This is a genomic window from Pedobacter yulinensis, from assembly GCF_003029735.1.
Classification (GTDB): domain Bacteria; phylum Bacteroidota; class Bacteroidia; order Sphingobacteriales; family Sphingobacteriaceae; genus Pedobacter; species Pedobacter yulinensis.
Genome location: NZ_KZ686270.1, coordinates 488,880 through 513,858 on the forward strand (window position 1 = coordinate 488,880; position 24,979 = coordinate 513,858).

Genomic DNA, 24,979 nt, shown 5'->3' on the forward strand with positions numbered 1-24,979 from the left:
AATTATTTCAGATGCTCTTTCAAAAACTTGCCTGTGTAAGAGTGCGCTACCTCTGCGAGGTCTTCAGGCAGCCCCTCAAACACGAGCGCCCCACCCCCGTCGCCGCCTTCAGGACCAATATCAATGACCCAGTCGGCACACTTGATCATGTCCATATTGTGTTCGATCACAATAACCGTATTTCCCTGCTCAATCAGCGTATGCAAGGCTTTCAGCAGCTTCTTGATGTCGTGAAAATGAAGGCCGGTGGTCGGTTCGTCAAAGATAAATACGGTTTTCGTAGCATTGTTTCCTTTAATGAGGAACGACGCCAGTTTGATGCGCTGTGCTTCGCCTCCAGACAAGGTATTTGACGATTGCCCCAGGTGTACGTAACCCAGCCCGACATCGACCAACGGCTGTAGTTTAGCGAGTATCTTGGGGTCCCTGGCAAAGAATGCCACAGCTTCGTCGATCGTTAGGTCCAGGATCTCCGATACATTTTTATCTTTATAAGTTACATCAAGAACCTGTTGCTTGAACCGTTTTCCGCCGCAGGCTTCGCAGGGCAGAAAGATATCAGCCATAAACTGCATTTCAATCCGTACCTCGCCCTCGCCCTGGCAAACGTCGCAGCGCCCCCCTTCCACATTGAAAGAGAAAGCGGCCGGCTTAAGTCCGGCGGCCTTCGCTCCAGGAAGACCAGCAAACAGTGCACGAATGTCGTCCCAGGCTTTTACGTAGGTAACCGGGTTAGATCTTGACGACCGCCCAATGGGGTTCTGGTCTACCAGTTCCACCTGGCTTACCAACACATAATCGCCGAATATGCCGTCATGCTGTCCGGTAGCTTCGCCGGCATAATTGCCAATTGCTTTCTGCAGGGCCGGATAAAGTATCTTTTTAACCAGGCTGGTCTTACCCGAACCCGAAACGCCGGTTACAGCGGTAAAAATACCAAGGGGAAATTTTACATCTATATTCCTCAGGTTATTTTCCCTGGCTCCCTTGACCAGGATGTGGTCGCGCCACTTGCGTCTTGAAACCGGCAATTCGATCCGTTCGCTGCCGCTCAGGTACTTGCCGGTCAGGCTGTTTTCATCTTTGATGATCTCATCGTAGGTCCCGCTGAAAACCAGGTTGCCGCCATGCGTTCCGGCTTCCGGACCAATGTCGATGATGTGGTCTGCCGCCTTCATCATTTCCTCCTCATGCTCAACGACCAGCACGGTATTGCCGACATTGCGCAGCGACTGGAGCACCTCGATCAGTTTGTTCGTATCGCGCGGGTGCAGACCGATGCTGGGCTCATCGAGCACATACACCGACCCAACCAGGCTGCTGCCCAGCGAAGTAGCCAGGTTAATGCGCTGAGACTCACCGCCAGAAAGGGTGTTCGAGAGCCGGTTCAGGGTCAGGTAACCCAGCCCCACATTGTTCAGATACAGGATGCGGTTAGCGATCTCGGCCAGCAGCCGGCGCGCAATCTTTTCATCGGTTCCGCTGAGCTCCAGTTCGTTGAAAAACTGCAGCGCTGCGGCGAGGGGCATGAGCACGATCTGTATAATCGATTTCCCGTTGATCTTGACGTACGAAGCGTCTTTACGCAAACGCGAGCCTTTGCAATCCGGACAGGTTGTTTTTCCGCGGTAGCGCGAAAGCATGACCCGGTACTGTATTTTATAGGTTTGCTCTTCCAGTTCCTTGAAAAACGCGTTCAGCCCGCTGAAATGCGCGTTGCCGGTCCACAGCAACTCCTGCTGCTCTTCGGTCAGTTCGCTGTAAGACCGGTGGATCGGAAAGTCGAACTTGCCGGCAACCTTGATGAAACGGTTCAGCCAGTCACGCATTTTTTCGCCGCGCCAGGGCGCAATGGCATTGTCGTACACACTTTTGCTTTTATCCGGAATAACAAGATCGCGGTCTATACCGATGATGTTTCCGTAGCCCTCGCAGCGTTTACAAGCCCCGTATGGATTGTTGAAACTGAAGAAATTCGGCGTCGGCTCCTCAAACTGCATTCCGTCCAGTTCAAAACGGTCGCAGAAATGGGTTGTCCGGCCTTCTGCTTCGACAAAAATATCACCCTTGCCCTCGAAAAACCCCGTCTGGACCGAATCGGCAATGCGGCTCAGCGTCTCCTCGTCATCGCTGTATACGATGCGGTCAATTAATATTTGTACAGCATCAGATTGTTTGAGCGTTTCATCTTTTACCGACCCGTCTTCCAGCACCTGCTCGATCTTGTGGATCTTGCCGCCGATCAGCACACGCAAAAATCCTTTCTGAAGCAAGACAGCCAGCTCCTCTTTCAGGCTGCGGTCATTGTGCGGGTGCAGTGGGCAGAAAACCGTCACGGCCGTGCCGGCAGGCAGTTTGCTGAAAAAATCGACCACCGTGCTGACCGAATCCCGTTTAACCTCCTGCCCCGACACGGGAGAATAAGTTTTACCGATGCGTGAGAAGAGCAGCTTGAGGTAGTCATATATCTCGGTCGAAGTGCCTACCGTTGATCTGGGGTTCGAGGTAATAACCTTTTGTTCAATGGCAATAGCCGGTGCGATTCCTTTGATGTAGTCGACATCGGGTTTGTTCATGCGGCCCATGAACTGCCGCGCATAGGCCGAAAGGCTTTCTACGTAACGCCGTTGTCCTTCCGCATAGAGCGTGTCGAAGGCCAGCGAGGATTTGCCCGACCCTGACATGCCGGTTACAACTACCAGCTTGTTTTTGGGAATGGCAACGTCTATGTTTTTCAGGTTGTGCACGCGTGCACCTTTTATAATGATATTTTTCGAGGGGTCTTTTTCGACTTCTTTCTTCATGTATCTCTGGGAAATTCCTGGTCAGGGCAGATAAAAAAGGCGGTCGCCTGTGCTCCGCCTGCTTACAAAATTAAACCGATAAAGTGGGTTTTTCGTTTTTTTAACAATTTAATTGTTGCTTTTTGACAAAAAAAATTCTTTCTTTGACTTTATAACGACTGTAATAAAACAGTCGTCAACCCCCAACATAGGAGACAAACTATCGATTCTAAACATCTACAAATTAATTTTTAGCAAATAGTTAGGGAAATTAGTGTAGGTAATCCTATGAAATTACAATCATTAAACGATCAGGAACTGGTTAAATTGTATATAGCCGGTAACGAACTGGTCTTGGAAGAATTGTTAAAAAGACATAAATCCAAAATTTACACCTCTATATACCTGTTGGTAAAGGACTCGTACCTTGCCGAAGACATTTTTCAGGACGCTTTTATCAAAGTGATCAATACGCTGCGTTCGGGCCGGTACAACGAAGAAGGCAAGTTTTTGCCCTGGGTTATGCGCATTGCCCATAACCTGGTCATCGACTTTTTCAGGAAGGAAAAACGCGCGCCGGTTATCACCAGCTCAGACGGCAGTGATGTGCTGAACCTGCTGCAGTTTCATGATGAAAGCGCAGAAGACCGGATGCTGCGCGAGCAGACCAGCTCTGACCTCAAAAAAATGATCCGGCTGTTGCCAGATGAGCAAAAGGAAGTTCTGATCATGCGGCATTATGCAGACCTGAGTTTTAAGGAAATTGCCGATCTGACAGATGTGAGCATCAATACCGCTCTCGGGCGCATGCGTTATGCACTGAGCAACCTGCGGAAAATGATCAGTGCCAAAGAGCTAAGTTACCGGAATTAACCGGCTTTTATACGGCAGACGGTTCTAAAAAATGCGGGGACTACGTGTTTTTCACACCTGTAGTAACATTCTTGTTAATAAAGCCTGGGGTCTTAAAATAAATCCGGGGATTTAAAATAAATTAGATAGCGGCTCGTTTACTCTGTAAATGATTCCTAAAAATTTAACCAGGCTTATGACAAGAACCTCTACTACTTTTAAAGGTGCAGAAACGAAAGCCCCACAACCTCTTGAAAAAGGACTAAACCCTGCAGATATGGACGATGATCTTTTTTATGAAAGCCTTAAACCACAGCTGGATGATCTGATGAAAGCCCCCGGCGATGAGGTGATCAGCAGGATCCTCGAATATTCCAGGAAAACAAAGAAATAAATACAAGCTGCAGAAATGCAGCTTTTTTTTTGCCCTGCGGCTTATCTTTGCACATGCTAAAGAAAGAAAGGTACCGCCTGTTTGTTGAACACTTCTCTGAACAGCAGCCAGATGCCGAGACAGAACTTCATTACGAAAATCCCTTCCAGCTGCTGGTGGCTGTCATCCTTTCCGCGCAGTGCACAGACAAACGCGTGAACATGGTTACGCCTGCTCTGTTTGCACGTTTCCCCGATGCACGTGCACTGGCTTCTGTTACGCCCGATATCGTGTTCGATTACATCAGAAGCATCAGTTATCCCAACAACAAGGCAAAACACCTGGTCGGAATGGCCAAAATGCTGCTGGAAGATTTTGGCAGCAAGGTTCCCTCAGACATCAAGGACCTGCAGCGCATGCCGGGCGTTGGGCGCAAAACGGCAAATGTCATTGCCTCGGTCATTTATCAGGCGCCGGCCATGGCTGTAGACACACATGTATTCAGGGTATCCCGGCGCGTGGGCCTGACCACCGGAAGAACGCCACTGGCAGTAGAAAAAGACCTGGTTAAACACCTGCCGCAGCACACCATCCACCTGGCGCACCATTGGCTCATTTTGCATGGCCGTTATGTTTGCATTGCACGTACGCCAAAATGTGAGGTTTGCCAGATCAGCCATTTTTGCCGCTATTTTGAACAGCGTGTAAAAAAGATCCGGCTGATTGAAACGACCGGTTAATTTTTTTTTCTACAATTATTGACATCGCTAATTTTTTGCGTATTTTCGCTAAAATATTTAGCATTATTAGTTATCAACAGCTGCGCTATTTACTTTACTTACAGTTTATATTTACGATCCAGATTTTTTTAGCATGAGCACGCCAAACACAGACAAATTAAAAGCATTACAGCTTACTTTAGATAAACTTGAAAAATCGTACGGAAAAGGTACGATCATGAAACTCGGCGATTCGGCCATTGAATCGATTGAGGCCATATCAACAGGTTCGCTGAGCCTGGATATCGCTCTTGGCATCGGTGGCATACCGAAAGGCCGGGTTATTGAGATTTACGGGCCTGAATCTTCGGGTAAAACCACCCTGGCCACCCACATCATTGCAGAAGCGCAGAAAAAAGGGGGCATTGCTGCATTTATCGATGCTGAGCACGCGTTCGACCAATTTTACGCCAAGAAATTGGGCGTTGATACTGATAACCTGCTGATTTCACAACCAGATAATGGTGAGCAGGCACTGGAAATTGCCGATAACCTGATTCGTTCGGGTGCGATCGACGTGATCGTGATCGACTCGGTCGCGGCCCTGGTACCGAAAGGTGAAATTGAAGGGGAAATGGGCGACAGCAAAATGGGTCTCCAGGCACGACTTATGAGCCAGGCCCTGCGTAAGCTGACCGGCACCATATCAAAAACAGGCTGCGCCTGTATCTTTATTAACCAGCTGCGCGAAAAGATCGGCGTCATGTTCGGAAACCCTGAAACGACCACCGGTGGTAACGCCCTTAAGTTTTACGCTTCTGTACGGCTGGATATTCGCAGGATTTCGCAGATCAAGGATGCCGATGAGGTATCAGGTAACCGCGTTAAAGTGAAAATCGTTAAAAACAAGGTAGCGCCGCCTTTCCGCATTGCAGAGTTCGACATCATGTTCGGTGAAGGCATCTCCAAATCAGGCGAGATTATTGACCTGGGCGTCGACTTCGGTATCATTAAAAAAGCAGGATCCTGGTTCTCTTACGGCGATACCAAACTCGGACAGGGCCGCGATGCGGTTAAACAACTCCTGCTCGATAATCCTGAACTTGCCGAAGAACTCGAAACCCGGATCAAGGCCGAGGTTACCGGCGATAAACTTGAAGACAAAGGATAATCAGACATAAGCCGTCACGACGTATCTGTTTTCGTGATATTGTCCACGTTCAGATGTTGCGCTCCACACCTTGAAGCCTGCTCGACGAGAGTCAGCATACAGAAAAAGGTCGTTCCCCGTTGGGAAACGACCTTTTTTATTTAGTCAGGGAGCGCAAATCTAACCTGGCCTAAACCCATGGATCTTAGTGGCAGCGTCCTCTCGCTAATGTACAGGTTTTCTTCAGGCGACCTTTTTTAGACTTTTATGTTGCAGGCAGTCCCTTACAGGAAATCCTGAAGACCGAGGCATACCTATCGGCCAGCGGATAACCTACCGGCGCTGGGAGCTTTTTTCCTCATTCCTTACCGCTTCCCGGTTTACCGACTGACGGGTTTTCTTTGGCTGTTCTCCCCCCTGGCGCTTGCGGATGTCGCGGCGGTATTGCCCTGTCAGTTTCTTCACAAATTCGCTGAATGTATCAAACTGGGTGGTATAGATCAGACCCAGCGAGGTCACGTTGTTTGTAGGGCTAATCCCTGAGTTCAGGAAGATGCTCTGTTGTGTTGGCGGTTTATTGGCCAGCTTTCCGGTCAGGCTTCCATCTTTTCTGATCAGCACCAGGGCTTCGATCTCGCTGGCCACCGCATTCCTGGAAAAATCGATGAGGGAGAAGTCATTGGAGCTGCGGCGGTCCACAACGCCGGCATTAATGATCAGCCGGTCATCAAAAAACTTGAACGAGGCATTGACGTCGTTAAAGGTGCGCACGTTTAAGTCAACAAAGTCCAGGTTCAGAGAAGACAACACGTTGTTAAACTGGTTAAAGATCAATTCTGTTGCGGTACTGGTGACGCCGGTGGTCAGCTGCCGGCCTATGCCCTCGCCGGTTCCGGGTGTAAAGCTGCGTCGAATAATCAGACTGAAAGCCTGCAGGTTCAGGTTATTCTGATCGCTGAAATAAGACTGAAACTCTTCCTTGATAGCCGGGTTTGACGGAAAGAAAATATCCAGCTTGATATCTGGTTTAAGCAGCAAACCAGTTAGGCCCATTTCCACTTCTGTGTTGACACGATCTGAACTGTTGTTGTTGCTTGCATCCCGGTTGGCAGCTGTATAGAGGTCGCGCAGGCCGGCACGCAATGAATAAATGGCTTTCAGGTTGATCTGGGCACCCGTAGGGTTGCCGGTCCACCTGATCGTTCCTCCCTGGCGAATGGCAAATTGTTTATTGATGACCTCCTGGGCTGTAAAGTCGAAGCTGCCCGACTCAATGATGTAGTCGCCAGACATCTCAAAGTCGCCCTGGCTGTTGATATTGAGCGCCAGTTCTGCATTTCCCTTTCCGCTCAGGTTGCCGAGGGCAGTATAAATATTCGCCGTGGTATTTGGGTCGATGCGGAGCTTAAAACTAAGCGTCAGGCCGTCAAACGAAGTGAGTTTTTTCTGGGTGTTGACCGTGTCTTTGGTCACGAAATTGATAAAATCTTTCTCAGATACCGTCTCCGAGCTATTCAATGGCAGATTAAAAACGGTGCCCTTCTCAGTTTTTGCATCAATTTGGATCCGCATGTTATCTGTAGGCCCGTTGAAGCGAAAGACACCCGATCCATAGGCCCGTCCATAATAAACTGAATTGTCTTTGCTGGTGGTATTGAGCGCCATGAAATTTTTGGCGTTAACCGTTACGTCGAGCGTCGGATTGTTGATGTTGTTCAGATCGACGGTACCGGTGGCCTGTGCCAGGTTTCCTTCTGCATCGGCGATAACGAGATCGCCGAGTTCGACTACACTGTTCCTCACGCTTACCTTGTCAGTAATGGTGTAAGGAGTACGCAGATAATTCACGGTAAGCCGTGCTTCGTCGAGCTCAACCTCGCCATTAATTTCCGGCTTGTTCAGGCTGCCTTTGATGTCTATATCGGCAGAGATATTCCCCCTTAAGTTCGAAACCAGTTTCTTGACGAAGGGCTCGAGTATGGTGAGTTTACTTTCTGCCATCTTCACGTTTACATCAAGCTGTTTCTGAGCCAGGTCAATGGCCCCGGTTACCTTAAAGGTCTCCTGGCCGCCCGTCGTTACTCGCGTATAAAGGTGAACTTTATTATCTGCCGATGAATAGGAAGAGGTATCGACCAGGTTGCCGATATCTGTATCGTTGAACCGCAGCGAATCGATCTTCAGGTTGTCGTTAAGACGCGGGGCTTTCAGGATGCCGTAAAGGTTTGATTCGCCATTCACCTTCCCGCCTAATTTGACCCCGAAGCCTCTTGTGAACGGATTGAGTGTATTCAGATCAAAGTTTTCAAAACCGACCTTCAGCAGGTCAGCAGGATCTTCAGAGAGCGTGCCATTTATGGTTAACAGCTGCGCTCCGTTACTCAGGTCAAAGTTCGTAATGCGCGTTTCGCCTTTATCAAAGCTTACCCGCACCTTTTCCTGGATCTGCCAGTCTTCGTTGTTAATCTTCAATAAGGAAGGCAAAATGCTAAGCCGGGCCATGGTATCTTTCGAGAACTCGATCAGACCATTCAGGTCCAGCTGGTTGGCATCGTCAGAATTAGACATTTTGACGTTCATGGATAAACTGTCGTTGCGCAGGATATTCGAGATGTTCACATTTTTGATGAACAGGCTGTCATTGATATCTACACGGTCTGAGGTGACCACCGCCTGCAGAAAATCTTTAGTGGTGCTTTCATCTATAATGATGTTATTGGCAACCACACCGCGGTATTTCAGCTTCTTAATAAAGCCGTTCAGCGTAGCCGTATTGTTGCGGGAGTCAAAATTCCCAACCAGCACCGCCTGGTCTTCGAGATCAAGCCCCGGCATAATCAGCGGCGCAATCGGTTCAAACCGCTTCACGCGCAGGTTAAACTTGAAGATCTGGGTGTTGTAACGAATGATATCTGTTTTAAGAGAGGGGATATAGGTTTTTGCAATGGCCTTGTAATACGAAACAAGCGTATTCAGATCATAGGTGCCTGTAATGCTCGCATCAAAGATATCTGAATTGATGCTTAGTCGCCGATCAATTCCCCTGCCGTTTGCCGTCAGGCGCAGTGAGTCGATGTTGTAAATTCCACGCGGGTTCTGCAGCCTGATCTTGTTGATCAGCAGGTCGCCTTCAATGTTGTTCAGGTTGGTACCCGAAAAGTTTGTGCTGAAACTCGCGGCAATCCGCAGCGAATCTTTATACAGCTTCAGCGACCGGAGCCGTGCATCGCGAATCTCTGCTTTGAAATTGAATACCGGCAGTTTCGGATTGAAGTTGATGCCTCCGTCGAAGGTGAGTTTGAGGTTCCTGTCATTTACCCGCAGACTACCATCAAAGAACTTCTTGTCGAAAGTGCCATCAACTTTGATGTTGCGGTACCGGTAACCGTTAAAATCGATATAGGCCACGTCGCCGGTAAGCGCTTCACTCAGCCGGTTTAACTCCGTACCGCGGCCCTTTACATATAATTTTGATGTGACCCGACCAAGGCTTTTTTCGCTAAGTAAGTCACCCAGGTTGAAGTCGTAGGTGCTTACATTACCGGAATATGAAGGCTCGCCCTTTTTGTCGATCTTCATGTTTACATCAGATACGAGGCGCCCCAGTTTGGTCTTGAATTCGCCGTAGGCAATAAAGTCGTTCTGGAAGCCGGTAAAAGAACCGTTGAAATTCACGTTCCCGAATTTGGCTACGATTTCGGGAATCACTTTTGTCTTCCGTCCGGTGGTGTTACCAAGAATTTCATCCAGATCGCGTTTATTTGTTCCGGCCATTTCGATTTTCAGATCGAGGAATGTCTCCTCCCAGTTGGGTAAGCCACGGACCGTGAAATCGCCTTTGATGTGGGTTGCTTTGCCGGCCCTGACTGAAAGCTTTTTGGCCTTCAGACTATTCACCAGTCCTGTAACCTGTCCGTCTACATCCAGATCAAGTTTCATGCGCAGCAGGGCCGGCGCAAAGTATGCGATATCGCGCGAAGCGATGTGGCTTTTACGAAACACGGCTTTCATGCGTACCCTGTTTTCGTAATCCTCGAAATCTTCAAACCGGTCGAAGCTCATTTTATAATAGTTCGTGAGCCGGCTCTGGTTGGTCACCAGCAGAAGGTTTTTAAGTTCGATTGAATTGGTATCGATGGTGGTCTGGGCAGTCAGGTTTTTCAGGTAGAATCCGCTCTTTTCCTTGAAAGTGAGGTTTTTTATATCCAGCTTTGCAAGGTGGTCGCGCGTGTTAAGGCCCTCGAATATGCCGTTCAGCTGCCGGAGTTCTGCATCATCATAATTTACGCCCCTGAGCAGGGTGTCTTTCTTTCTCAGATTCTTATACCTGAGGTGCATGTTGTTCAAAATGACCCGGCCAAGGCGCACCTCATAAGGTTTTTTCTTCTTTTTCTTGGGTGCAGCACCCGAGTCAAAATAGTCGATGATAAACTTGAGGTTGTTTCCTCCCTTCTTATAACGCTTAAGAAAAAACGACCCGTTATTGATCTGGATGGTATTAACGTCGACTACCCGTCGCTTTAGCGAGAGCTCATTCAGATCGACCATGAATTTCGGTGTGCTGAGCAGGGTATCTTTTTGCAGGTCGAGCACCACAAGATCTTCGAGCACGAGCGATTTGAACGGCTTGAGGTACAAACTGCCTATGCTGACAGTTGTCTTTAATTCGTCTGAAAGGTACCGTGCGGCCCTTTTAGCGATATAGGTCTGCACAGCTTTAAACTGCAAAGAAAAAACTACGATGGTCAGCAACAAAAGCAGCGAAGCAATTGACCAAAGAAGTATTTTAAATAGTTTTTTAATAATTTTGCAGCTTAAAGGATCAACGAATTGCCAGTTATACTTGCTATAGAATCATCTTGCGACGAAACGTCTGTTGCCGTTTCTAACAACGGCAAAATTACTGCCAATGTTATTGCAAACCAAACAATACATGAAAATTATGGCGGTGTCATACCAGAGCTGGCGTCGCGGGTTCACCAGCAAAATATTGTTCCTGCAGTTAACCAGGCATTGAAGGATGCTGGCCTGCGAAAAAGTGACCTGACCGCAGTGGCCTTTACTCGCGGACCGGGGCTTTTGGGGTCGCTGTTGGTCGGCGTATCGTTTGCCAAATCTTTCGCCCTGGCGCTCGGGCTGCCCCTCATTGCGGTAAACCACATGCAGGCGCACGTCCTCGCCCACTTTATAGACGAGCCCAGACCGGAATTTCCGTTTTTATGTCTGACCGTTTCGGGCGGCCATACCCAGATCGTTAAGGTAAATGACTATTTTGATATGGAGATCGTGGGCGAAACGCTTGATGATGCCGCCGGCGAAGCCTTCGACAAAACCGCAAAAATTCTCGAGCTTCCCTACCCTGGGGGACCTTTGATCGATAAATGGGCAAGATCCGGAAATCCAGAGGCATTTTCTTTTCCGGAACCGCAAATTCCGGGATTGAACTTCAGCTTCAGCGGCTTAAAGACCGCTGTACTGTACTTTCTGCGGGAACGTGTGCAGGCAGATCCGGTTTTCATTGAAAATAACCTTGCCGATATTTGCGCGTCGGTACAGCACCGCATTGTAAGCATTTTGCTGAACAAGGTAAAAAAGGCTGCCGTACAGTATGGCATTAGCCAAATCGCCATTGCAGGCGGTGTATCCGCAAATTCAGGGCTGCGCACCGGCCTGGAAGAAATGGCAAAAAAACAAGGCTGGAAAATTTTTATCCCGGCATTTCAATATTGTACAGATAACGCAGGCATGATTGCCATTGCGGCACATCATTTATACCAGAAAGGCGAATTTGTGGGCCAGGATACGGCTCCAATGGCAAGGATGGAATTTTAAACTAAGACTATGGCAGTTGCTTCAATTATTTTCTGGCTCATTTGTGCCATTCCCCTCATCGGCGGTGTCTACTGGCTCATTCGTAAAGACAAAAACAAAATGGCCGGGAGCTGGGGACTTATTATTCTGACCGTTCTGATCATTGCCGCCTTCCTGGTCATCATTTATGTAACGAAAGACTTTGACGTTAACTTTCAGCAGACGGGGAAATAAAGAGCAGAAAACAAAAATTTTCGCGGCGCCGAAGCGCCGCGATGTTTAGCCTTTCATGATGGAGTGTCCCATCTTATCGCGTTTGGTCTTGAGGTAGCGCTCATTGTGTTCATTACTCTCAATCTCGATCGGGATATTTTCGACGACTTCAAGCCCGTATCCCACCAATCCGGCACGTTTGGTCGGGTTGTTTGACATGAGCCGCATCTTTGTCACACCTTGTGCCCGCAGAATCTGAGCCCCAACACCATAATCGCGCTCGTCACCTTTAAAGCCCAGTTTAATATTGGCCTCGACCGTATCAAAACCTGCATCCTGCAGGTTATATGAGCGTAGTTTGTTGATCAGCCCAATGCCACGGCCTTCCTGGTTCATGTAAACGACAATGCCTTTTCCTTCTGCCTCGATCATTTGCAGGGCTCTATGGAGCTGGGGACCGCAATCGCAGCGGCAGGAGCCGAAAATATCGCCGGTTACACAGGAACTGTGCACCCTCGCTAGTACCGGCTCACCTTCTTTCCATTCGCCCTTGCTGATGGCCAGGTGCGTAGCCTGGTTATCCATCTGCGTATAGGCCGTCATGCGAAAATCGCCCCAGGCTGTTGGCAGGTTAATGGTTACTTCCGGTTTGATCAGGCTTTCCTTTGCCAGGCGGTAAGCGATCAGGTCCTCGATCGAAATGATCTTAAGCTGGTGCTGTTCCGCAATTTTGATCAGGTCGGGCAGGCGGGCCATTTCGCCATCTTCTTTCAGAATTTCTACAAGCACACCGGCCGGCTCCATCCCTGCCAGGCGGGCAAGGTCAACTGCAGCTTCAGTATGTCCCGCACGCCTGATCACGCCGCCATCTTTCGCGCGCAGTGGAAAAATATGACCGGGCCTGCCCAGTTCATCAGGGTGAATATTTGGATCGATCAGCGCTTTGATGGTTTTAGACCGGTCTGAGGCAGAAATTCCCGTGGTGCAGCCGTGGCCTGTCAGATCAACTGAAACCGTAAAATTCGTTTCATACGCAGCCGTATTCTTGCCAACCATCAGGTTAAGATTCAGCTCATCGCAGCGCTCTTCGGTGAGCGGCGCGCATATCAGTCCGCGGCCGTAAGTGGCCATAAAATTAATTACTTCAGGGCTCGCATTTGCGGCGGCAGTTAAAAAATCACCTTCATTTTCCCTGTCTTCATCGTCGACAACGATAATGACTTTGCCTGCCCTGATGTCTTCAATGGCCTCTTCAATGGTATTTAACTTGATCTTCATTGTTGCTGAATAGACCTTTCCCTCACGGAAAAGTATGTCACAAATTTACGATGTTATTTCGACAAAAGACGGAGCGAAAATATCATGATGCTGTAAGGAAGTGCCGGAACCGGGGCTCTACCCCCGTACTTTCTTTTTAAACAAGCCCTTCACGAGGTTTTTATAATAGTCTACGTCGAACAATGCCGAGTCGGCAGTTGCTTTATAGGTTAGAAAGGCTCCCAAAGGCGACAGAATAATAATGGCCAGCCACATGCCGAAACGCGGATCAAGCGAACCCTCGCGGGCAGACTTTTCGGCGACCGTAGAGATCACGTGGTAAACAAGAAAAAACGAAATGGCCATGACAACCGGCAGGCCAAGCCCTCCCTTGCGTATAATGGCCCCCAACGGTGCCCCGATAAAGAACAGCAGCAGGCACGATACAGCCAGCGTGTATTTGCGCTGGTACTCGACGATCGTAAACAGCCGGTCCTTTTCTACATTCTTTCGTTCTTCGACCCGGTTGTTGATACTTTGGCGAATGGATTCGGCCCGGTCGGCGGCCGATTGATAAATCTGATACCTCGACACGGTTTTGGGCATGGATTTGACGATATCGGTCCCCAGCTTTTTAGGCTTCGAAGAAATTTTCGAGTAACCAAGTGCCGCCCCCGTCTGCTTAAAATAACTCGATGCGGCGTATTTGGTGCTTTTATCCAGGCTGTCTAATTTGCGCTGCAAAGAATCGCGTTTCCTGACGAGCCCTTTCAGATTTTGCATTTGCGTGTTGTTGCTGAAACTTTCTTCTGCCGTGCGGTTGAGGGCAAAGGTAGACAGGTCGAACTTTTGTTCCGTTTGCCTGAAGCGCATGCGGCTGAACTGCTGCCGGGGATTATAGGTACTGCTGTTACCGCTCGACTCCTCGTATCGCACGCCGTTAATCAGCTTCAGATAAAGGTACTTGTCGCCGTCGAGCTTGTACATGCGTCCTTTTTCAGCTTTGATCACCTTGGCTATTCCGCTGTTTCCGGTATGGTCGTAAATGGTTACGCCAAACAGGGAATCGGCTTGACTGTCTTTACGATCCACACGGATCGCGTAGCCGGGTATGCTGTTATTAAATACGCCTTCTTTAATCAGGAAAGAAAGTTTTTTATTGCGCACATCCCACATCAGTGAGCCGAACTTCAGGTTTGCTTTCGGCAGCATGTAGTCAGAGAACAAAAACGAAGCAACAGAGAGCAGGAGAATGAGTGCCAGCAGGGGGCGCATGGCCTTTTGAAGGGAAATGCCCGCAGACTTGATGGCCACAAGCTCGTAGTTTTCACCGAGGCTGCCGAAGGTCATGATCGACGACAGCAGTACGGCCAGCGGCAGGGCCATCGCTACGTTACTTGCCGAAGCATAAAACATGAGCTCCACAATCACATACCACTCAAAGCCTTTGCCGATCAGATCGTCAATGTACTTGAACAGGAAAAACATCAGCAGGATGAACATTACGATCAGGAACGTAACGACAAACGGTCTGAGAAAAGCCTGAAGCAACAGCAGGTGGATCTTTTTCACCTTACAAAGTTAAGAAAGACGACGGAATAATCAGGCGCCGATGACACGCAGCAGGTAATCGACCTGATTTTCCCAGATTTGCCTGCGCTCGGCAAGCGTTTCGTCGGTTGCGAAATCGGTTATGGCCAGCGCCACATCGTTGGTCAGTTCATCCTGCACGATCTCCATTTCAAAATAACAATGGGGTTCGTCATCAGTCCATTTGAACTTAACGAGTTTGTTTTCTTTGAGGGAGAGCAGCTTGGCCCGCTGCTCTTCGTCGTCCCATTTAAAGGTGTAAACATGATCGCGAATGGTCACATCATCTGCAAACCACTGAGCCAGTCCGTTCGGCTCACTGATGAAACTGTACAAAATACGCGGAGATGATTTCAATTCAAACTCCATGGTAAATTTTTTCTTTTCTGACATCCCTTTACAACACTGGTAACGTTAATTCGCGAAAGTTATTCCCTATTGATCTCTAAAGAAAAGTAAATTATTCTGTATTTGCAAAAATGCTCATTATAGGCTGAGTGCGTCGCAAATGTTTGAGACATTGTCTTTTAAATCAAAAGGACTATCAGAACTTGAGTTCGATCAGTGCAATTCTTATATTTGTTAAATCTAATTCAACAATGAGAACGCTCAAGCATTACCTTTCTACACTTTTATTACTCCCTATAACAGCATTTGGTCAAGCAACCTTTAAGCAAGGACAAGTCACCGCACTGAACGGAACAGCCCGCAGTGCTGAAGTGCGTGTGGTAAACTGGGTCACAAATCCACGAAATTTTATTTTGAAGGCGCCCAACGGTACTCATGAGGAAGCTAACTTAACCAATACGGCAGCGATACAGGTCAACGGCGGACGCCGTTTTGAACGTGCAGTTATCAGAAAGAGCCTTAACCGCATTAAATACCCACGCATTCCGTCAAGACCCGATAACCGAATGGTAGCCGATACGGTTTTTCTTGAGGTGTTGGCAGAGGGAGGCAAGGTTGCTTTGCTGAGCCTGGCCGACAGCATCAAGACCAGATATTTTGTGAGGAAAACCGGCGGTGCTGCCGAAGAGCTCAGATACCAGATTTATCGGGCACGTGAGCAAGGTGGGACAATTATTGAGATTAACACCTTTCGCGAGCAACTAACCTCATTGGTCAACGATAGTCAGCCCTTAGCCAGAGCAGCTATCAACCGCGCCACATATAATCATAACGACCTTACCGAAGTTGTAACCCTGATCAATGACAATGAGATTGCTTTCAAAGCAAGACGTTCCAGCCCAGTTCGGTTCATGGCCGGTGCAGGGGTTGCTCATACTGCTTTTACAATATCTGGAGAAGCAGGGATTGCCGGCTCGAAGCCAGATCAGATCATAAGCGTCTATCCCTTAATCGGCGTTGAATGGACCTTAAATCCCGAACGTAATAATGCAATTATTCACTTAACGGGGCAAGCCAGTAGGGCAAAAGCACACTTCTACTCTATAAACGATAGGCTGGAGGAAACAAAGAATTTTACGCAGTGGTCATATAGCCTATCACCTGTTTTTTTATACCGGCTTTATAACAGACAGAATTTTAAGATTGTTGCTGGTGCCGGATTTTCTGCAAACTGGTTTCATTACAGTGACGACAGGACTACCTTACGACAGGTTGAACTTCCTGGGTCGAAGCCGATACCAGCTGAAAATGAGGATGGTTTTCAGAGCCTCTCTTTTTCGGTTCCATTGCGAGCAGGTGTATCGTTCGGAAAGATAGATGCTATGCTGACCTGGTCTAAAGAACTGACGAATCTGATTACACTGGTAGATACATCAATGGGCATGAGCCGGACTTCTGTATCACTAACCTATGTTTTCGGCCGATAAGTGCCGTCAGGCTATTTTTACATTTCTTTTTTTTTTTCGAAGAACAAAAATTCTATATTTGCAACTCCAAAATCGGCGGGGTAGCTCAGATGGTTAGAGCGCAGGATTCATAACCCTGAGGTCGGCAGTTCGATCCTGCTCCCCGCTACACCGATCAGGCCTTCAGATGTCATCTGAAGGCCTTTTCGTTTCCCGCAAAAAAGCATAACCCTTTATTTTCACACACAGGCAATTCCGGATGGAAAGAGTTGCGGCTAAAAGATGTATCAGTTTCAAATCTGGTCGGGCACCGTACCAACGCCGCTGTGCTAAAACTCAGGCAGGTTAAGCCTCGGGAATTTCCGGCTCGACCAGTTTAATCAATTTTTCCAGCGATTCCTGCCAGCCCAGGTAACACATCTCGGCAGGAATCGATTCGGGCAGGTTTTCCTGCAAAACCCGAAGTTCGGTACCCATCATCGTTTTCTCAAACCAAATCGAGTTGGTGATCGTACCAGGTAAGTTCGGATCATCAAATTGGTCAGTGTACTTCAGGAACCCGCCTGGCCTGACCTCCTGGTAGGTACCACCGAAAGAGTGGCTGTTGCCGGTCGAAAAGTTCTGAAACGACATCCGGAACGTACCACCCACCCTAACATCCATTTCGTGTACGGTGCAGAGAAATCCATATGGCGGAAGCCATGAAGCGATAGCAAGTTGTTCGGTGAACGCGCGGTAAACCTTCTCAGGCGAGGCTTTGATAAAGCGCTGCAGGAAGACATTGTTTTTTGACATAACGTTTTTATGTTTTTTGATCCTACTCGTATGGCTTTTCAGGTTCGCCCGTTTGTATGGTTTCCGCTCCATGCAGCAACACCTTAACGCTGCTGCATAACAAAGATGAGAAGTTCTCTTTTTCAGAGTGGGGGCTGAATCCGACAACATGCGGGTATGATAGGGACGAAACCAGTTGCCGTCAATCAAAATAATATCACAACCAAAAACATCGCTCTAATAAGCGAAAATAGTCTGCATTTGTACAACCATTTGCTTCGTCTATATTATTCGCCGGTTGCGGCCCTGAACCATACGTTCGCGCTGTCGAAAGTTCATGGAAAGGCCGTTGCGCTTGCTGAAGCTGAAAAACTGAACCTGGCAGGGAATCCTTATTACCACACCCTGCTGGGCGAACTTTACCGGGACGCAGACCGCGACAAAGCCCCTGAACACTTTCGCCTGGCCCTGGCAGTTGCCGGGAATGGGGCCGACGGGCAAGCCATTCGCCTGACGATCGAAACACTTTAACGTTATCCCCGGCCAGATTTTTAACCTGCTTTCAGGCTGCTTTGCCGCTTAACGGGTATTGCACCCCCCCGATCGCCGATAGATCGGCACTGTTTGCCGGCACTGCTTTTGGCCGGGCCACAGGTTTCTACATCTTTGTACTGTTAACGAAGTCTGACATTCGCGCCGTGAGGAGGCAAGTGAAAGTGAGTGAGAGCGAGTGAGACCGTGGCGTACGCATAGCAGGGATGATGAGTGCAGGCGATGGCGTATAGCCCAGTGAGTTCCGGGGGTACCAATGTGAGCGGGGGTTCGTGCGGTGCCGGTAACCAGGAACAGAGAAGGCGTGAAGATGCAGTGCAGCATGCGTGTGGCAGGATAAGCGCGAATGAAAGACGGAAACAGTTTTCTTAGGTTTAATTTTAGGTGAAAAGGTGCCCTTCCGGATGGAGCGGCACCTTTCTTTTTACGGGACAGGGGTGCCATGAATACGCTCAGCAACCCTTTTTGCTGCTTTGCAGCCGGGGAGTTCTCCAGTCGCCGGCAGATCAGGTCCATTTACCGTTACCTGCTTCCGTACACGCGAACCTGACTGCATCTTTGTATCACTAGCAATAAACGGCGCATCGCGCCGCATGAGCGTGTAAGTTTTCTTAGGTTTAATTTTAGGTAAAAGGCACCCGTCCGGATGGAGAGGTGCCTTTTTTTGTGACGGCCAGTCGACATATTCTATAGCCTGATCTGCCGATGTTTGATCCAACCGGCGTCGAGCCGCGCGCAACTGGTCATGTACCCCATGGGCGCTACGCCTGGCGGCAGATCTTTCTTTCCTGCGCGAACCTTTAGGATACCGGCATGCAACCTGGTTTCCAGCAAACCTCTGCGTGTCAACCGGATGTACCATGGGTTTTACCGGCTGATTCCCGTCATTTAACGGCACTTGTTTCGGCATATCTGCATCCTTTTTCATTTTTGTAAGACTAAACGCCAGGGCGGCAGTTCTTGCCGCCAAAGCGTGAAGTTTTCTTAGGTTTAATTTTAGGTAAAAAGATGCTGGTCCGGATGGAGCAGCTCTTTTTTTATATGTGCCCTGGCCTGATCACGCTGGCAAACACCGGGGCATGTTTCGTGTTTTAATGGTATCTTGTCTACCTGCCTATGAAAAAGCTTTCCTTACCTGTCTGGACCATTGTTGCACCGCTTGTGGCCTGGGCCGCATATGGCGGCAGCCTCCTCGTGGCCGCATCCTTCATGCAGTTTTTACTGGCGGCCTGCCTGATCGGGGCGGTCCTTGCCGCGGTTCACCATGCTGAAGTTGTTGCACACTGGGTGGGCGAGCCTTTTGGCACGCTCCTGCTGGCACTGGCCATTACGATCATCGAAGTGGCTCTAATCGTTTCGATCATGGTTTCGGGCGGGCCGGAAACTACAGCCCTGGCCAGAGATACGGTCTTCGCAGCCGTTATGATCATCCTCACCGGCATTGTCGGCCTATGCCTGCTTATCGGCGGCATTAAATACCGCGAACAAACCTTCAGCCTGCCAGGCGTCAATGCCGGACTGATGACGCTGACAGCGATCGTTGTCCTGACCTTGCTGCTGCCTAATTATACCACGAGTAAGGCAGGCCCTTATTACACTCCCCTGCAGCTTACCTTTGTGGCAATTGTCTCGCTGGTCCTGTACGGAGCCTTCGTACTGATCCAAACCGTCAGGCACCGGGACTATTTTCTGCCGGCCGAGCCCCGGCAGGACGAGGACATGCACGCCGCGCCTCCCACGCGACTCACTGCAATAACAAGCCTGGCGCTGCTGTTGCTTAGCCTTGGCGTGGTTGTCATTCTTGCAAAGTCGCTTTCGGCCGGTATAGAAGACATGGTCGTTGCTGCAGGCGCACCGAAGTCCCTGGTGGGCATTATCATCGCAGCGGTGGTCTTACTGCCCGAAGGCCTCGCCGCCTGCCGGGCAGCCAGCCTGAACCGCCTGCAAACAAGCCTGAACCTGGCCCTCGGTTCGGCGCTGGCCAGTATTGGCCTCACGATTCCTGCAGTAGCGCTCCTCTCCATGTTTACCGGCCTGCCCGTAACGCTTGGTATCGACATGAAGTCGACACTGCTGTTGCTGCTTGCTTTATTTACGACCATGCTGTCACTGGCGAACGGACGAACTAATGTGCTCCAGGGCGTTGTCCTGCTGCTCATTTTTGCGGTCTACCTCTTCACGACAGTCGCGCCTTAGGCGGGCTGCCGTGAAAATTTGTGTACGGCCTCTGCAAAAGTATCCAGTTCGTGCCGGGTATTATAATAGTGCGGAGAAGCACGAAGCGCCCATTTAACATCTTTTTCATCAAAATCAAGCACAGCAAACTGCCGATAGCTTGGTACCACGTTGAAACGGTCCCGTTTCAGCGCTTCGAAAAGTTTGGCCGGTTCAGATAGTTTATCAAACGTAAACGTTACAAGGCCGCCGAGTGCCGGACCGCGGTCAAGCAGCCTGAGCCCCGCGATCTCTGAAAGGCGACTCCTCAGATAAGCTGCGGCTCCCTGCACCTGCTTTGAAATTCGGTGTTCCCCAATTTCCAGGCAATATCTAATGGCCTCTGCAGTTCCGATGACCAGGGCGTAGGCAAACTCCCAGTCCTCAAACCTGATGGCACCCTCCTGCTGTTTATATGTGCCTTTATCCGTCCATTCGGCCCCGCGCATGTCAATAAACAAAGGCTCCAGGCCGGCAGCCAGTGCGCGGTCTGACACGTAAAGAAAACCCGTACCCCGCGGCCCACGCAAAAATTTACGTGCGGTTACGCTCAGAAAATCACAGGCCAGAGCCTCCACATCAAGCTTAAGCTGTCCGGCAGACTGACATGCATCCAGTATATACCAGGTGTGGCCAGGCGTCAATGCCCGGTAACGGTTAAAAACCGCAGCAATCTCAGCAACGGGCTGCACCAGACCGGCATTGGTCGGAATGTGTGTAATGGCCAGCAATCTTGGCTTCAGTACGTTGAGCTTTTGTTCAAGATCGGCCAGGTCCACTCCGCCTTCCGGCGCATTTTCGATATGCACAATGCGGATGCCGAAGCGCTTCTGGCAGGCCAGGAACTGGATCTGGTTCGAAACGAAGTCGTCTTTGTCGGTCAGGATCACATCGCCGGGGCTGAACGGGATCGATGAAAGGGCCCGGGTATACGAATCGGTGGCGCTGGCGGTGAAAGCGATGTTCTGTGGTTTGCAGTTCAGCAGCCGGCCGGCCAGTTCATAAAAAGCGTGTATGGCGTCTGCCCGTGCAGCTGAGGCTTCGTAACCGCCAATTTCTGCTTCCAGGTTGATGTGATCCAGTACCGAGCGGCTTACAGACAAAGGCATCAGCCCTGCACCGGCATTGTTCAGATGGGTTACGTTGTTGGCGCCGGGCGTGTCGCGGCGAAAGCGGTCCAGTTCTTCCTGACTGAAAACGGCTGGAAATGTTGTGTTTGTTGTCATATTGTGTCGAATGGGTATGGCGCCTGCCTGGGCAGGCGTTTATACCACAAAACTAGAGCGGGCCAGCCGCTTAATTCGCGCAAAGAGGCCCACGGCGGCGCGTTTTTTCTTTAAGTTTGGTTTTGAAAACGCGTAAAACATGCAAGAGCTTGATCACCATGACAAAAAATTGCTTTCCCTGCTGCAGCAGAACAACAGGCTGACTGCTGAGGAACTTGGAGAAGCGGTACACCTGAGTGCCAGTGCCGTGCAACGCAGGTTGAAGCGCCTGCGCGATGATCAGGTCATCCAGGCTGATGTTTCAATTGTCTCTCCGCTTGCGGCCGGCATGCGTATTATGTGTATCGTCGATATCATTCTGCAGGATGGCGGCTCGCGTGAGCTGGGTAAATTCAAATCGGCCATGCGCGACTGTGAGGAAGTGATGCAGTGTTATTTTGTAACCGGCACGTACGATTTCGTGCTGGTCGTGAACGTTCGTGATATGGAACATTACGAAGCGTTTTCAACCAGATGGCTCATGGACAACCCGAACGTGAAACACTTTTATACGCACGTAGTCATGGACAGAGTTAAAACGGGGTACAACCTGAAGCTGTAAGTTTTTTGAAAATTTTTCAATCATGTCGCCTTTGTACAATTTATTCCGAAATCGAAGCCGCATTTTTGTTGCGTCATCAGCAAAACGACACAGCCAGTTGGCCATCTGTTTTGCCAGCTGACAGAACTTAACTCACCGCGCAGCACCTTTGCTGCGAGATAATACTGCTGCCGGCAAACTGACCCCCTCTGAGCCGGCGGCAAGAAAGCCCACTTCGGTGGGCTTTTCTTTTTTACAAAGGCTTACTGTGCGGAACAGGCGTATGTCGGATTTTTACTATGCAGGGCAAACCGACGAGCGTATGTTTGTCGGGCGGCCTTCAAGCTTTTATCTGAACTTCCTGCTCATGTCGACCCCAAAAATCAATTGTACAAGCCCGGCATATCCCGGCAAGGGCCCTTTTTCCCAAAAGCCCCGGGCTGTTGGCGCCGCAGACAATGACCGGATGTTCCTGCTTGAAGAATACCGCCTTCGCATCAGTGAGCTAAGTATGAGCAGGTTCGTTCTGGAGAAAGGCGAGGACCCGGAAACCTGCACCCTGGCAGGTAAGCTTACAAACGACCATCAGCATGCGCTCCTGTCTTTGAGCGAGTTGGCTGCTTCGGCTTCGATCACCTTGCCGCGGTCTTCTGCCGGGATGATACGAACGCAGCTTCGGGCATTGTCTCAATTTCAGCCGCAACAGCTTACGCGATATTTCATCCTCCACCAGCGGGTCATGCTGGCCTGGAGCCTCCCTTTGTTTAAGTGTTACAGCAGCTTCGCCGAAAACGTGTTGTTACGCGGTTATGCCCAGCACACCGTTACAGCATTGCATGCCCATGTACCGGCCATTGAGCAATTGTGCCGAAGGTGGCAGCTTGATACCTGAACGCTGAAAGCCTTCATGGTTCGTAATTCACGGAGGACTGCCTTACTGGCCAAAAACGCAGATCTTATCGATATAAATTCGTAAAATAAGGTCAAATACTGAATAAAATTCTAATTATTAGATATTAATAGAATTTATTTCTATTTTAGCGGGAAATCAGGCAATGAATACCCTTGAACTTGACCGTACCGACCTTGAAATACTGCGGATGATGCAGGGCAATGCCCGGATCAGCAACGTAGAATTGGCAAAAGCGCTGAATATGGCACCCTCCGGCATGCTGGAGCGGGTGCGCAAACTAGAGCAGAAAAAGGTGATCGAGAGTTACAGCACTCAGATCAATGCAGAGGCGCTTGGCCAGAAACTGCTGGCCTTTGTGTCCATGCGGGTTCTGGACGGGCCCGATTATCAGAAGACAACGGCGCTGCTTACTGCTTTGCCGGAAGTTCAGGAAGTGCATCACATTGCCGGCGACGACTGTTACCTCGTTAAGGTACGCACATCAGATTCAGCTTCGCTGATGGCGCTGATGCGCAATTCTTTCAGCCAGATTCCCAACCTGATCAGCACGCGTACAACGATCGTTCTCCAGACTGTGAAAGAAACCCGCCAGCTTGTTATCCCCGAATTATAGACACATCAACCGTCATGAAAACATCCCCGTCAAAGCACGCGTCTCCGCTCACTGTAACACTGGCATTTGCCACCATTTACCTGGTTTGGGGTTCGACTTACTTCTTCATCCAGATGGGCATGGAAGACCTGCCACCCTTCATACTTGGGGCTTTTCGGTTCCTGCTGGGTTCTGTCCTGCTTTTCTGCTGGTGTTTTGCCAGGGGCGAAAAGATCTGGCATGTGCCAGGCATACTTCGCTCGATCATTGCAGGAATTCTGCTGGTTGCCTGTGGCAACGGCGGTGTTGTATTGGGCGAGCAAACGCTGCCAAGCGCTGTCGTCGCGATTCTCTGGTCTGCCCAGCCGTTGGTTCTTGTCCTGATTGACCGGCCAAACTGGAAGGCAAATTTTCGAAGTCCGCTTACTCTCGGCGGCCTGGCAACGGGGTTCGCAGGTGTGGGTCTGCTGTTTGGCGAACAGCTCAGCCAGGCAGCAGCCGGAGGCTCCCTGAGTGATGGCCTTCCAGGCATGTTGTTTGTCGCAGGGGGAACCGTCGCCTTTTCTATCGGATCGGTGTATTCAAAACGTTACCCGGCAAATCTGACAGCCACAGCGGGTGTAAGCTGGCAAATGTTGAGCGCCATGCTCCTCTTTATGCTCGCAGCCCTTATTTCTGGCGATGCTGCCCGGTTTAAATGGCACGCGGTTAGTACATCGTCGTGGCTGGCCGTCGCTTACCTTGCCGTCTTTGGCTCTGTCCTGGCATTCAGCGCTTTCATGTGGCTGCTTAAGGTACGTTCGGCGGCTCAGGTGAGTACATATGCTTATGTAAACCCTGTCGTGGCTATCTTGCTTGGTGTATTCTTCGCGGCAGAAGAGATCAGCTGGTTACAACTCGGCGGACTGGTGCTGATCCTTTTAAGCGTTCTTGCCATCAATATTTCCGGCAGCAGGCGTGCGCGAACAGCGGGATAATCTGCCGGACTTGTCGTGCAGGGGTCTTTTTACCAGACAAACTTACTGGTATTGCAGAATCTGCATAAAAAAACGGCCGGAAGAAAACCTCCGGCCGTTCAGCGTTAACCTAACCTGTTATTTATAATGAAGCAACCTGCTCAGCCTGTTGGGCATTGATCTGTGATTGCTGGGAAGTAAACTTGTCCATGGTGATGCTGGCTACTTTACCCATTTGCAAGGTATGTTCGCCGGCCGATCCGCTCAGGATCAGGTTCGAGTTGTCCTGAAGCAGGCTATAAAGACCTGTTACATTTGCACCGATCGTGGCTTTGGCCTCGTCTTTCAGAATGATCTGCAGGTATTTTACATCCAGGTCTGAACCGGTGCTCACCTTTACCCGGCCCGAGGCCTCGATGCGGTACAGGTCTTTAACCGATACACGCACCTGCTGGGTTTCGCGTGACTCTGAGCTGATGCGCAGCATATCGCCTTTTTGCGTTACAGAGGTTTGCTGACCTTCGTTCAGTAGTTCTACACGTTCTGTGCCGTCCTGCACCAGGATCAACTCCACATTGCCGCTCACCACGACTTTTTTTACACCTGATGG

General features: G+C 49.7%; 22 protein-coding genes and 1 tRNA gene. 14 read left to right on the forward strand and 9 right to left on the reverse strand.

The window, feature by feature from the left end:
• Window positions 1–2: 2 nt before the first annotated feature.
• Window positions 3–2,804 carry an excinuclease ABC subunit UvrA gene (uvrA, locus tag C7T94_RS16680; protein ID WP_107216693.1) on the reverse strand — a complete coding sequence of 934 codons (2,802 nt, stop codon included), beginning with the start codon at window positions 2,802–2,804 and terminating at the stop codon, window positions 3–5.
• Between the two features lie 267 nt (window positions 2,805–3,071).
• Between uvrA and C7T94_RS16685 the strand changes: the two genes are divergently transcribed.
• From C7T94_RS16685 to recA, 4 genes are all read left to right on the forward strand, one after another.
• On the forward strand, window positions 3,072–3,656 hold the full coding sequence (locus C7T94_RS16685; protein ID WP_107216695.1) for an RNA polymerase sigma factor: 585 nt from the start codon (window positions 3,072–3,074) through the stop codon (window positions 3,654–3,656).
• Window positions 3,657–3,831: 175 nt separating this feature from the next.
• Window positions 3,832–4,029 carry a hypothetical protein gene (locus C7T94_RS16690; protein WP_162618742.1) on the forward strand — a complete coding sequence of 66 codons (198 nt, stop codon included), beginning with the start codon at window positions 3,832–3,834 and terminating at the stop codon, window positions 4,027–4,029.
• A 53-nt stretch (window positions 4,030–4,082) separates the two neighbouring features.
• Entirely contained in the window at window positions 4,083–4,748 is a 666-nt protein-coding gene (gene nth / locus C7T94_RS16695; protein ID WP_107216699.1) for an endonuclease III, read from the forward strand.
• A gap of 133 nt (window positions 4,749–4,881) precedes the next feature.
• A complete protein-coding gene (recA, locus tag C7T94_RS16700) occupies window positions 4,882–5,898 on the forward strand; it encodes a recombinase RecA (RefSeq protein WP_107216700.1) in 1,017 nt (338 codons plus the stop codon).
• 312 nt (window positions 5,899–6,210) lie between these two features.
• On the opposite strand, the gene C7T94_RS16705 is transcribed toward recA, so the two are convergent.
• On the reverse strand, window positions 6,211–10,590 hold the full coding sequence (locus C7T94_RS16705) for a translocation/assembly module TamB domain-containing protein (RefSeq protein WP_239495053.1): 4,380 nt from the start codon (window positions 10,588–10,590) through the stop codon (window positions 6,211–6,213).
• 117 nt (window positions 10,591–10,707) lie between these two features.
• Here C7T94_RS16705 and tsaD point away from each other — a divergent pair, with 117 nt between their 5' ends.
• Both tsaD and C7T94_RS16715 read left to right on the forward strand, forming a co-directional pair.
• Entirely contained in the window at window positions 10,708–11,709 is a 1,002-nt protein-coding gene (gene tsaD, locus C7T94_RS16710) for a tRNA (adenosine(37)-N6)-threonylcarbamoyltransferase complex transferase subunit TsaD (protein WP_107216704.1), read from the forward strand.
• Between the two features lie 9 nt (window positions 11,710–11,718).
• A complete protein-coding gene (locus C7T94_RS16715; RefSeq protein WP_107216706.1) occupies window positions 11,719–11,922 on the forward strand; it encodes a hypothetical protein in 204 nt (67 codons plus the stop codon).
• 45 nt (window positions 11,923–11,967) lie between these two features.
• Here C7T94_RS16715 and C7T94_RS16720 read toward each other — a convergent pair whose 3' ends face one another.
• The 3 genes from C7T94_RS16720 to C7T94_RS16730 form a co-directional block, all read right to left on the reverse strand.
• Window positions 11,968–13,179 (reverse strand): bifunctional 3,4-dihydroxy-2-butanone-4-phosphate synthase/GTP cyclohydrolase II, encoded by a 1,212-nt coding sequence (locus C7T94_RS16720; protein ID WP_107216708.1) that lies wholly within the window; start codon window positions 13,177–13,179, stop codon window positions 11,968–11,970.
• Between the two features lie 117 nt (window positions 13,180–13,296).
• Window positions 13,297–14,730 carry an LptF/LptG family permease gene (locus C7T94_RS16725; protein ID WP_107216710.1) on the reverse strand — a complete coding sequence of 478 codons (1,434 nt, stop codon included), beginning with the start codon at window positions 14,728–14,730 and terminating at the stop codon, window positions 13,297–13,299.
• 30 nt (window positions 14,731–14,760) lie between these two features.
• The gene (locus tag C7T94_RS16730) at window positions 14,761–15,141 is read right to left on the reverse strand and encodes an START-like domain-containing protein (protein ID WP_107216712.1); all 381 of its coding nucleotides are present in this window, start codon (window positions 15,139–15,141) and stop codon (window positions 14,761–14,763) included.
• Window positions 15,142–15,347: 206 nt separating this feature from the next.
• Between C7T94_RS16730 and C7T94_RS16735 the strand changes: the two genes are divergently transcribed.
• Both C7T94_RS16735 and C7T94_RS16740 read left to right on the forward strand, forming a co-directional pair.
• Window positions 15,348–16,583 carry a hypothetical protein gene (locus C7T94_RS16735; RefSeq protein WP_107216714.1) on the forward strand — a complete coding sequence of 412 codons (1,236 nt, stop codon included), beginning with the start codon at window positions 15,348–15,350 and terminating at the stop codon, window positions 16,581–16,583.
• A gap of 74 nt (window positions 16,584–16,657) precedes the next feature.
• Window positions 16,658–16,731: transfer RNA gene (locus tag C7T94_RS16740), tRNA-Met, on the forward strand.
• Between the two features lie 176 nt (window positions 16,732–16,907).
• On the opposite strand, the gene C7T94_RS16745 is transcribed toward C7T94_RS16740, so the two are convergent.
• Window positions 16,908–17,357 carry an SRPBCC family protein gene (locus tag C7T94_RS16745; protein ID WP_107216825.1) on the reverse strand — a complete coding sequence of 150 codons (450 nt, stop codon included), beginning with the start codon at window positions 17,355–17,357 and terminating at the stop codon, window positions 16,908–16,910.
• Window positions 17,358–17,609: 252 nt separating this feature from the next.
• On the opposite strand from C7T94_RS16745, the gene C7T94_RS16750 reads away from it, so the two are divergent.
• Window positions 17,610–17,867 (forward strand): hypothetical protein, encoded by a 258-nt coding sequence (locus C7T94_RS16750; protein WP_204353313.1) that lies wholly within the window; start codon window positions 17,610–17,612, stop codon window positions 17,865–17,867.
• 445 nt (window positions 17,868–18,312) lie between these two features.
• Here the strand turns inward: C7T94_RS16750 and C7T94_RS16755 are convergent, their stop codons facing one another.
• The gene (locus C7T94_RS16755) at window positions 18,313–18,858 is read right to left on the reverse strand and encodes a hypothetical protein (RefSeq protein WP_107216718.1); all 546 of its coding nucleotides are present in this window, start codon (window positions 18,856–18,858) and stop codon (window positions 18,313–18,315) included.
• A 146-nt stretch (window positions 18,859–19,004) separates the two neighbouring features.
• On the opposite strand from C7T94_RS16755, the gene C7T94_RS16760 reads away from it, so the two are divergent.
• Window positions 19,005–20,084 carry a calcium:cation antiporter gene (locus tag C7T94_RS16760; protein ID WP_107216720.1) on the forward strand — a complete coding sequence of 360 codons (1,080 nt, stop codon included), beginning with the start codon at window positions 19,005–19,007 and terminating at the stop codon, window positions 20,082–20,084.
• On the opposite strand, the gene C7T94_RS16765 is transcribed toward C7T94_RS16760, so the two are convergent.
• The gene (locus C7T94_RS16765) at window positions 20,081–21,328 is read right to left on the reverse strand and encodes an aminotransferase class V-fold PLP-dependent enzyme (RefSeq protein WP_107216722.1); all 1,248 of its coding nucleotides are present in this window, start codon (window positions 21,326–21,328) and stop codon (window positions 20,081–20,083) included. The genes C7T94_RS16760 and C7T94_RS16765 overlap by 4 nt on opposite strands.
• 139 nt (window positions 21,329–21,467) lie before the next feature.
• Here C7T94_RS16765 and C7T94_RS16770 point away from each other — a divergent pair, with 139 nt between their 5' ends.
• The 4 genes from C7T94_RS16770 to C7T94_RS16785 all read left to right on the forward strand — a co-directional run bounded on the left by C7T94_RS16770 (window position 21,468) and on the right by C7T94_RS16785 (window position 24,390).
• Window positions 21,468–21,929 carry an Lrp/AsnC family transcriptional regulator gene (locus C7T94_RS16770; RefSeq protein WP_107216724.1) on the forward strand — a complete coding sequence of 154 codons (462 nt, stop codon included), beginning with the start codon at window positions 21,468–21,470 and terminating at the stop codon, window positions 21,927–21,929.
• Window positions 21,930–22,191: 262 nt separating this feature from the next.
• Window positions 22,192–22,800: a DUF4142 domain-containing protein gene (locus C7T94_RS16775; protein WP_162618745.1), complete on the forward strand. Its 609-nt coding sequence runs from the start codon at window positions 22,192–22,194 to the stop codon at window positions 22,798–22,800.
• A 163-nt stretch (window positions 22,801–22,963) separates the two neighbouring features.
• Entirely contained in the window at window positions 22,964–23,434 is a 471-nt protein-coding gene (locus C7T94_RS16780; RefSeq protein ID WP_107216728.1) for an Lrp/AsnC family transcriptional regulator, read from the forward strand.
• A gap of 14 nt (window positions 23,435–23,448) precedes the next feature.
• Window positions 23,449–24,390 (forward strand): EamA family transporter, encoded by a 942-nt coding sequence (locus tag C7T94_RS16785; protein WP_107216729.1) that lies wholly within the window; start codon window positions 23,449–23,451, stop codon window positions 24,388–24,390.
• 121 nt (window positions 24,391–24,511) lie between these two features.
• Here the strand turns inward: C7T94_RS16785 and C7T94_RS16790 are convergent.
• A partial coding sequence (locus tag C7T94_RS16790; RefSeq protein ID WP_107216731.1) for a GIN domain-containing protein occupies window positions 24,512–24,979 on the reverse strand: 468 nt, incomplete at its 5' end.

What these genes read in the sequence shown, in the direction of transcription:
- uvrA (WP_107216693.1), bottom strand. Translation starts at nt 2,804, where the DNA reads ATGAAGAAAGAAGTCGAAAAAGACCCCTCGAAAAATATCATTATAAAA.
- C7T94_RS16685 (WP_107216695.1), top strand. Translation starts at nt 3,072, where the DNA reads ATGAAATTACAATCATTAAACGATCAGGAACTGGTTAAATTGTATATA.
- C7T94_RS16690 (WP_162618742.1), top strand. Translation starts at nt 3,832, where the DNA reads ATGACAAGAACCTCTACTACTTTTAAAGGTGCAGAAACGAAAGCCCCA.
- nth (WP_107216699.1), top strand. Translation starts at nt 4,083, where the DNA reads ATGCTAAAGAAAGAAAGGTACCGCCTGTTTGTTGAACACTTCTCTGAA.
- recA (WP_107216700.1), top strand. Translation starts at nt 4,882, where the DNA reads ATGAGCACGCCAAACACAGACAAATTAAAAGCATTACAGCTTACTTTA.
- C7T94_RS16715 (WP_107216706.1), top strand. Translation starts at nt 11,719, where the DNA reads ATGGCAGTTGCTTCAATTATTTTCTGGCTCATTTGTGCCATTCCCCTC.
- C7T94_RS16720 (WP_107216708.1), bottom strand. Translation starts at nt 13,179, where the DNA reads ATGAAGATCAAGTTAAATACCATTGAAGAGGCCATTGAAGACATCAGG.
- C7T94_RS16730 (WP_107216712.1), bottom strand. Translation starts at nt 15,141, where the DNA reads ATGTCAGAAAAGAAAAAATTTACCATGGAGTTTGAATTGAAATCATCT.
- C7T94_RS16735 (WP_107216714.1), top strand. Translation starts at nt 15,348, where the DNA reads ATGAGAACGCTCAAGCATTACCTTTCTACACTTTTATTACTCCCTATA.
- C7T94_RS16745 (WP_107216825.1), bottom strand. Translation starts at nt 17,357, where the DNA reads ATGTCAAAAAACAATGTCTTCCTGCAGCGCTTTATCAAAGCCTCGCCT.
- C7T94_RS16760 (WP_107216720.1), top strand. Translation starts at nt 19,005, where the DNA reads ATGAAAAAGCTTTCCTTACCTGTCTGGACCATTGTTGCACCGCTTGTG.
- C7T94_RS16765 (WP_107216722.1), bottom strand. Translation starts at nt 21,328, where the DNA reads ATGACAACAAACACAACATTTCCAGCCGTTTTCAGTCAGGAAGAACTG.
- C7T94_RS16770 (WP_107216724.1), top strand. Translation starts at nt 21,468, where the DNA reads ATGCAAGAGCTTGATCACCATGACAAAAAATTGCTTTCCCTGCTGCAG.
- C7T94_RS16775 (WP_162618745.1), top strand. Translation starts at nt 22,192, where the DNA reads ATGTCGGATTTTTACTATGCAGGGCAAACCGACGAGCGTATGTTTGTC.
- C7T94_RS16780 (WP_107216728.1), top strand. Translation starts at nt 22,964, where the DNA reads ATGAATACCCTTGAACTTGACCGTACCGACCTTGAAATACTGCGGATG.
- C7T94_RS16785 (WP_107216729.1), top strand. Translation starts at nt 23,449, where the DNA reads ATGAAAACATCCCCGTCAAAGCACGCGTCTCCGCTCACTGTAACACTG.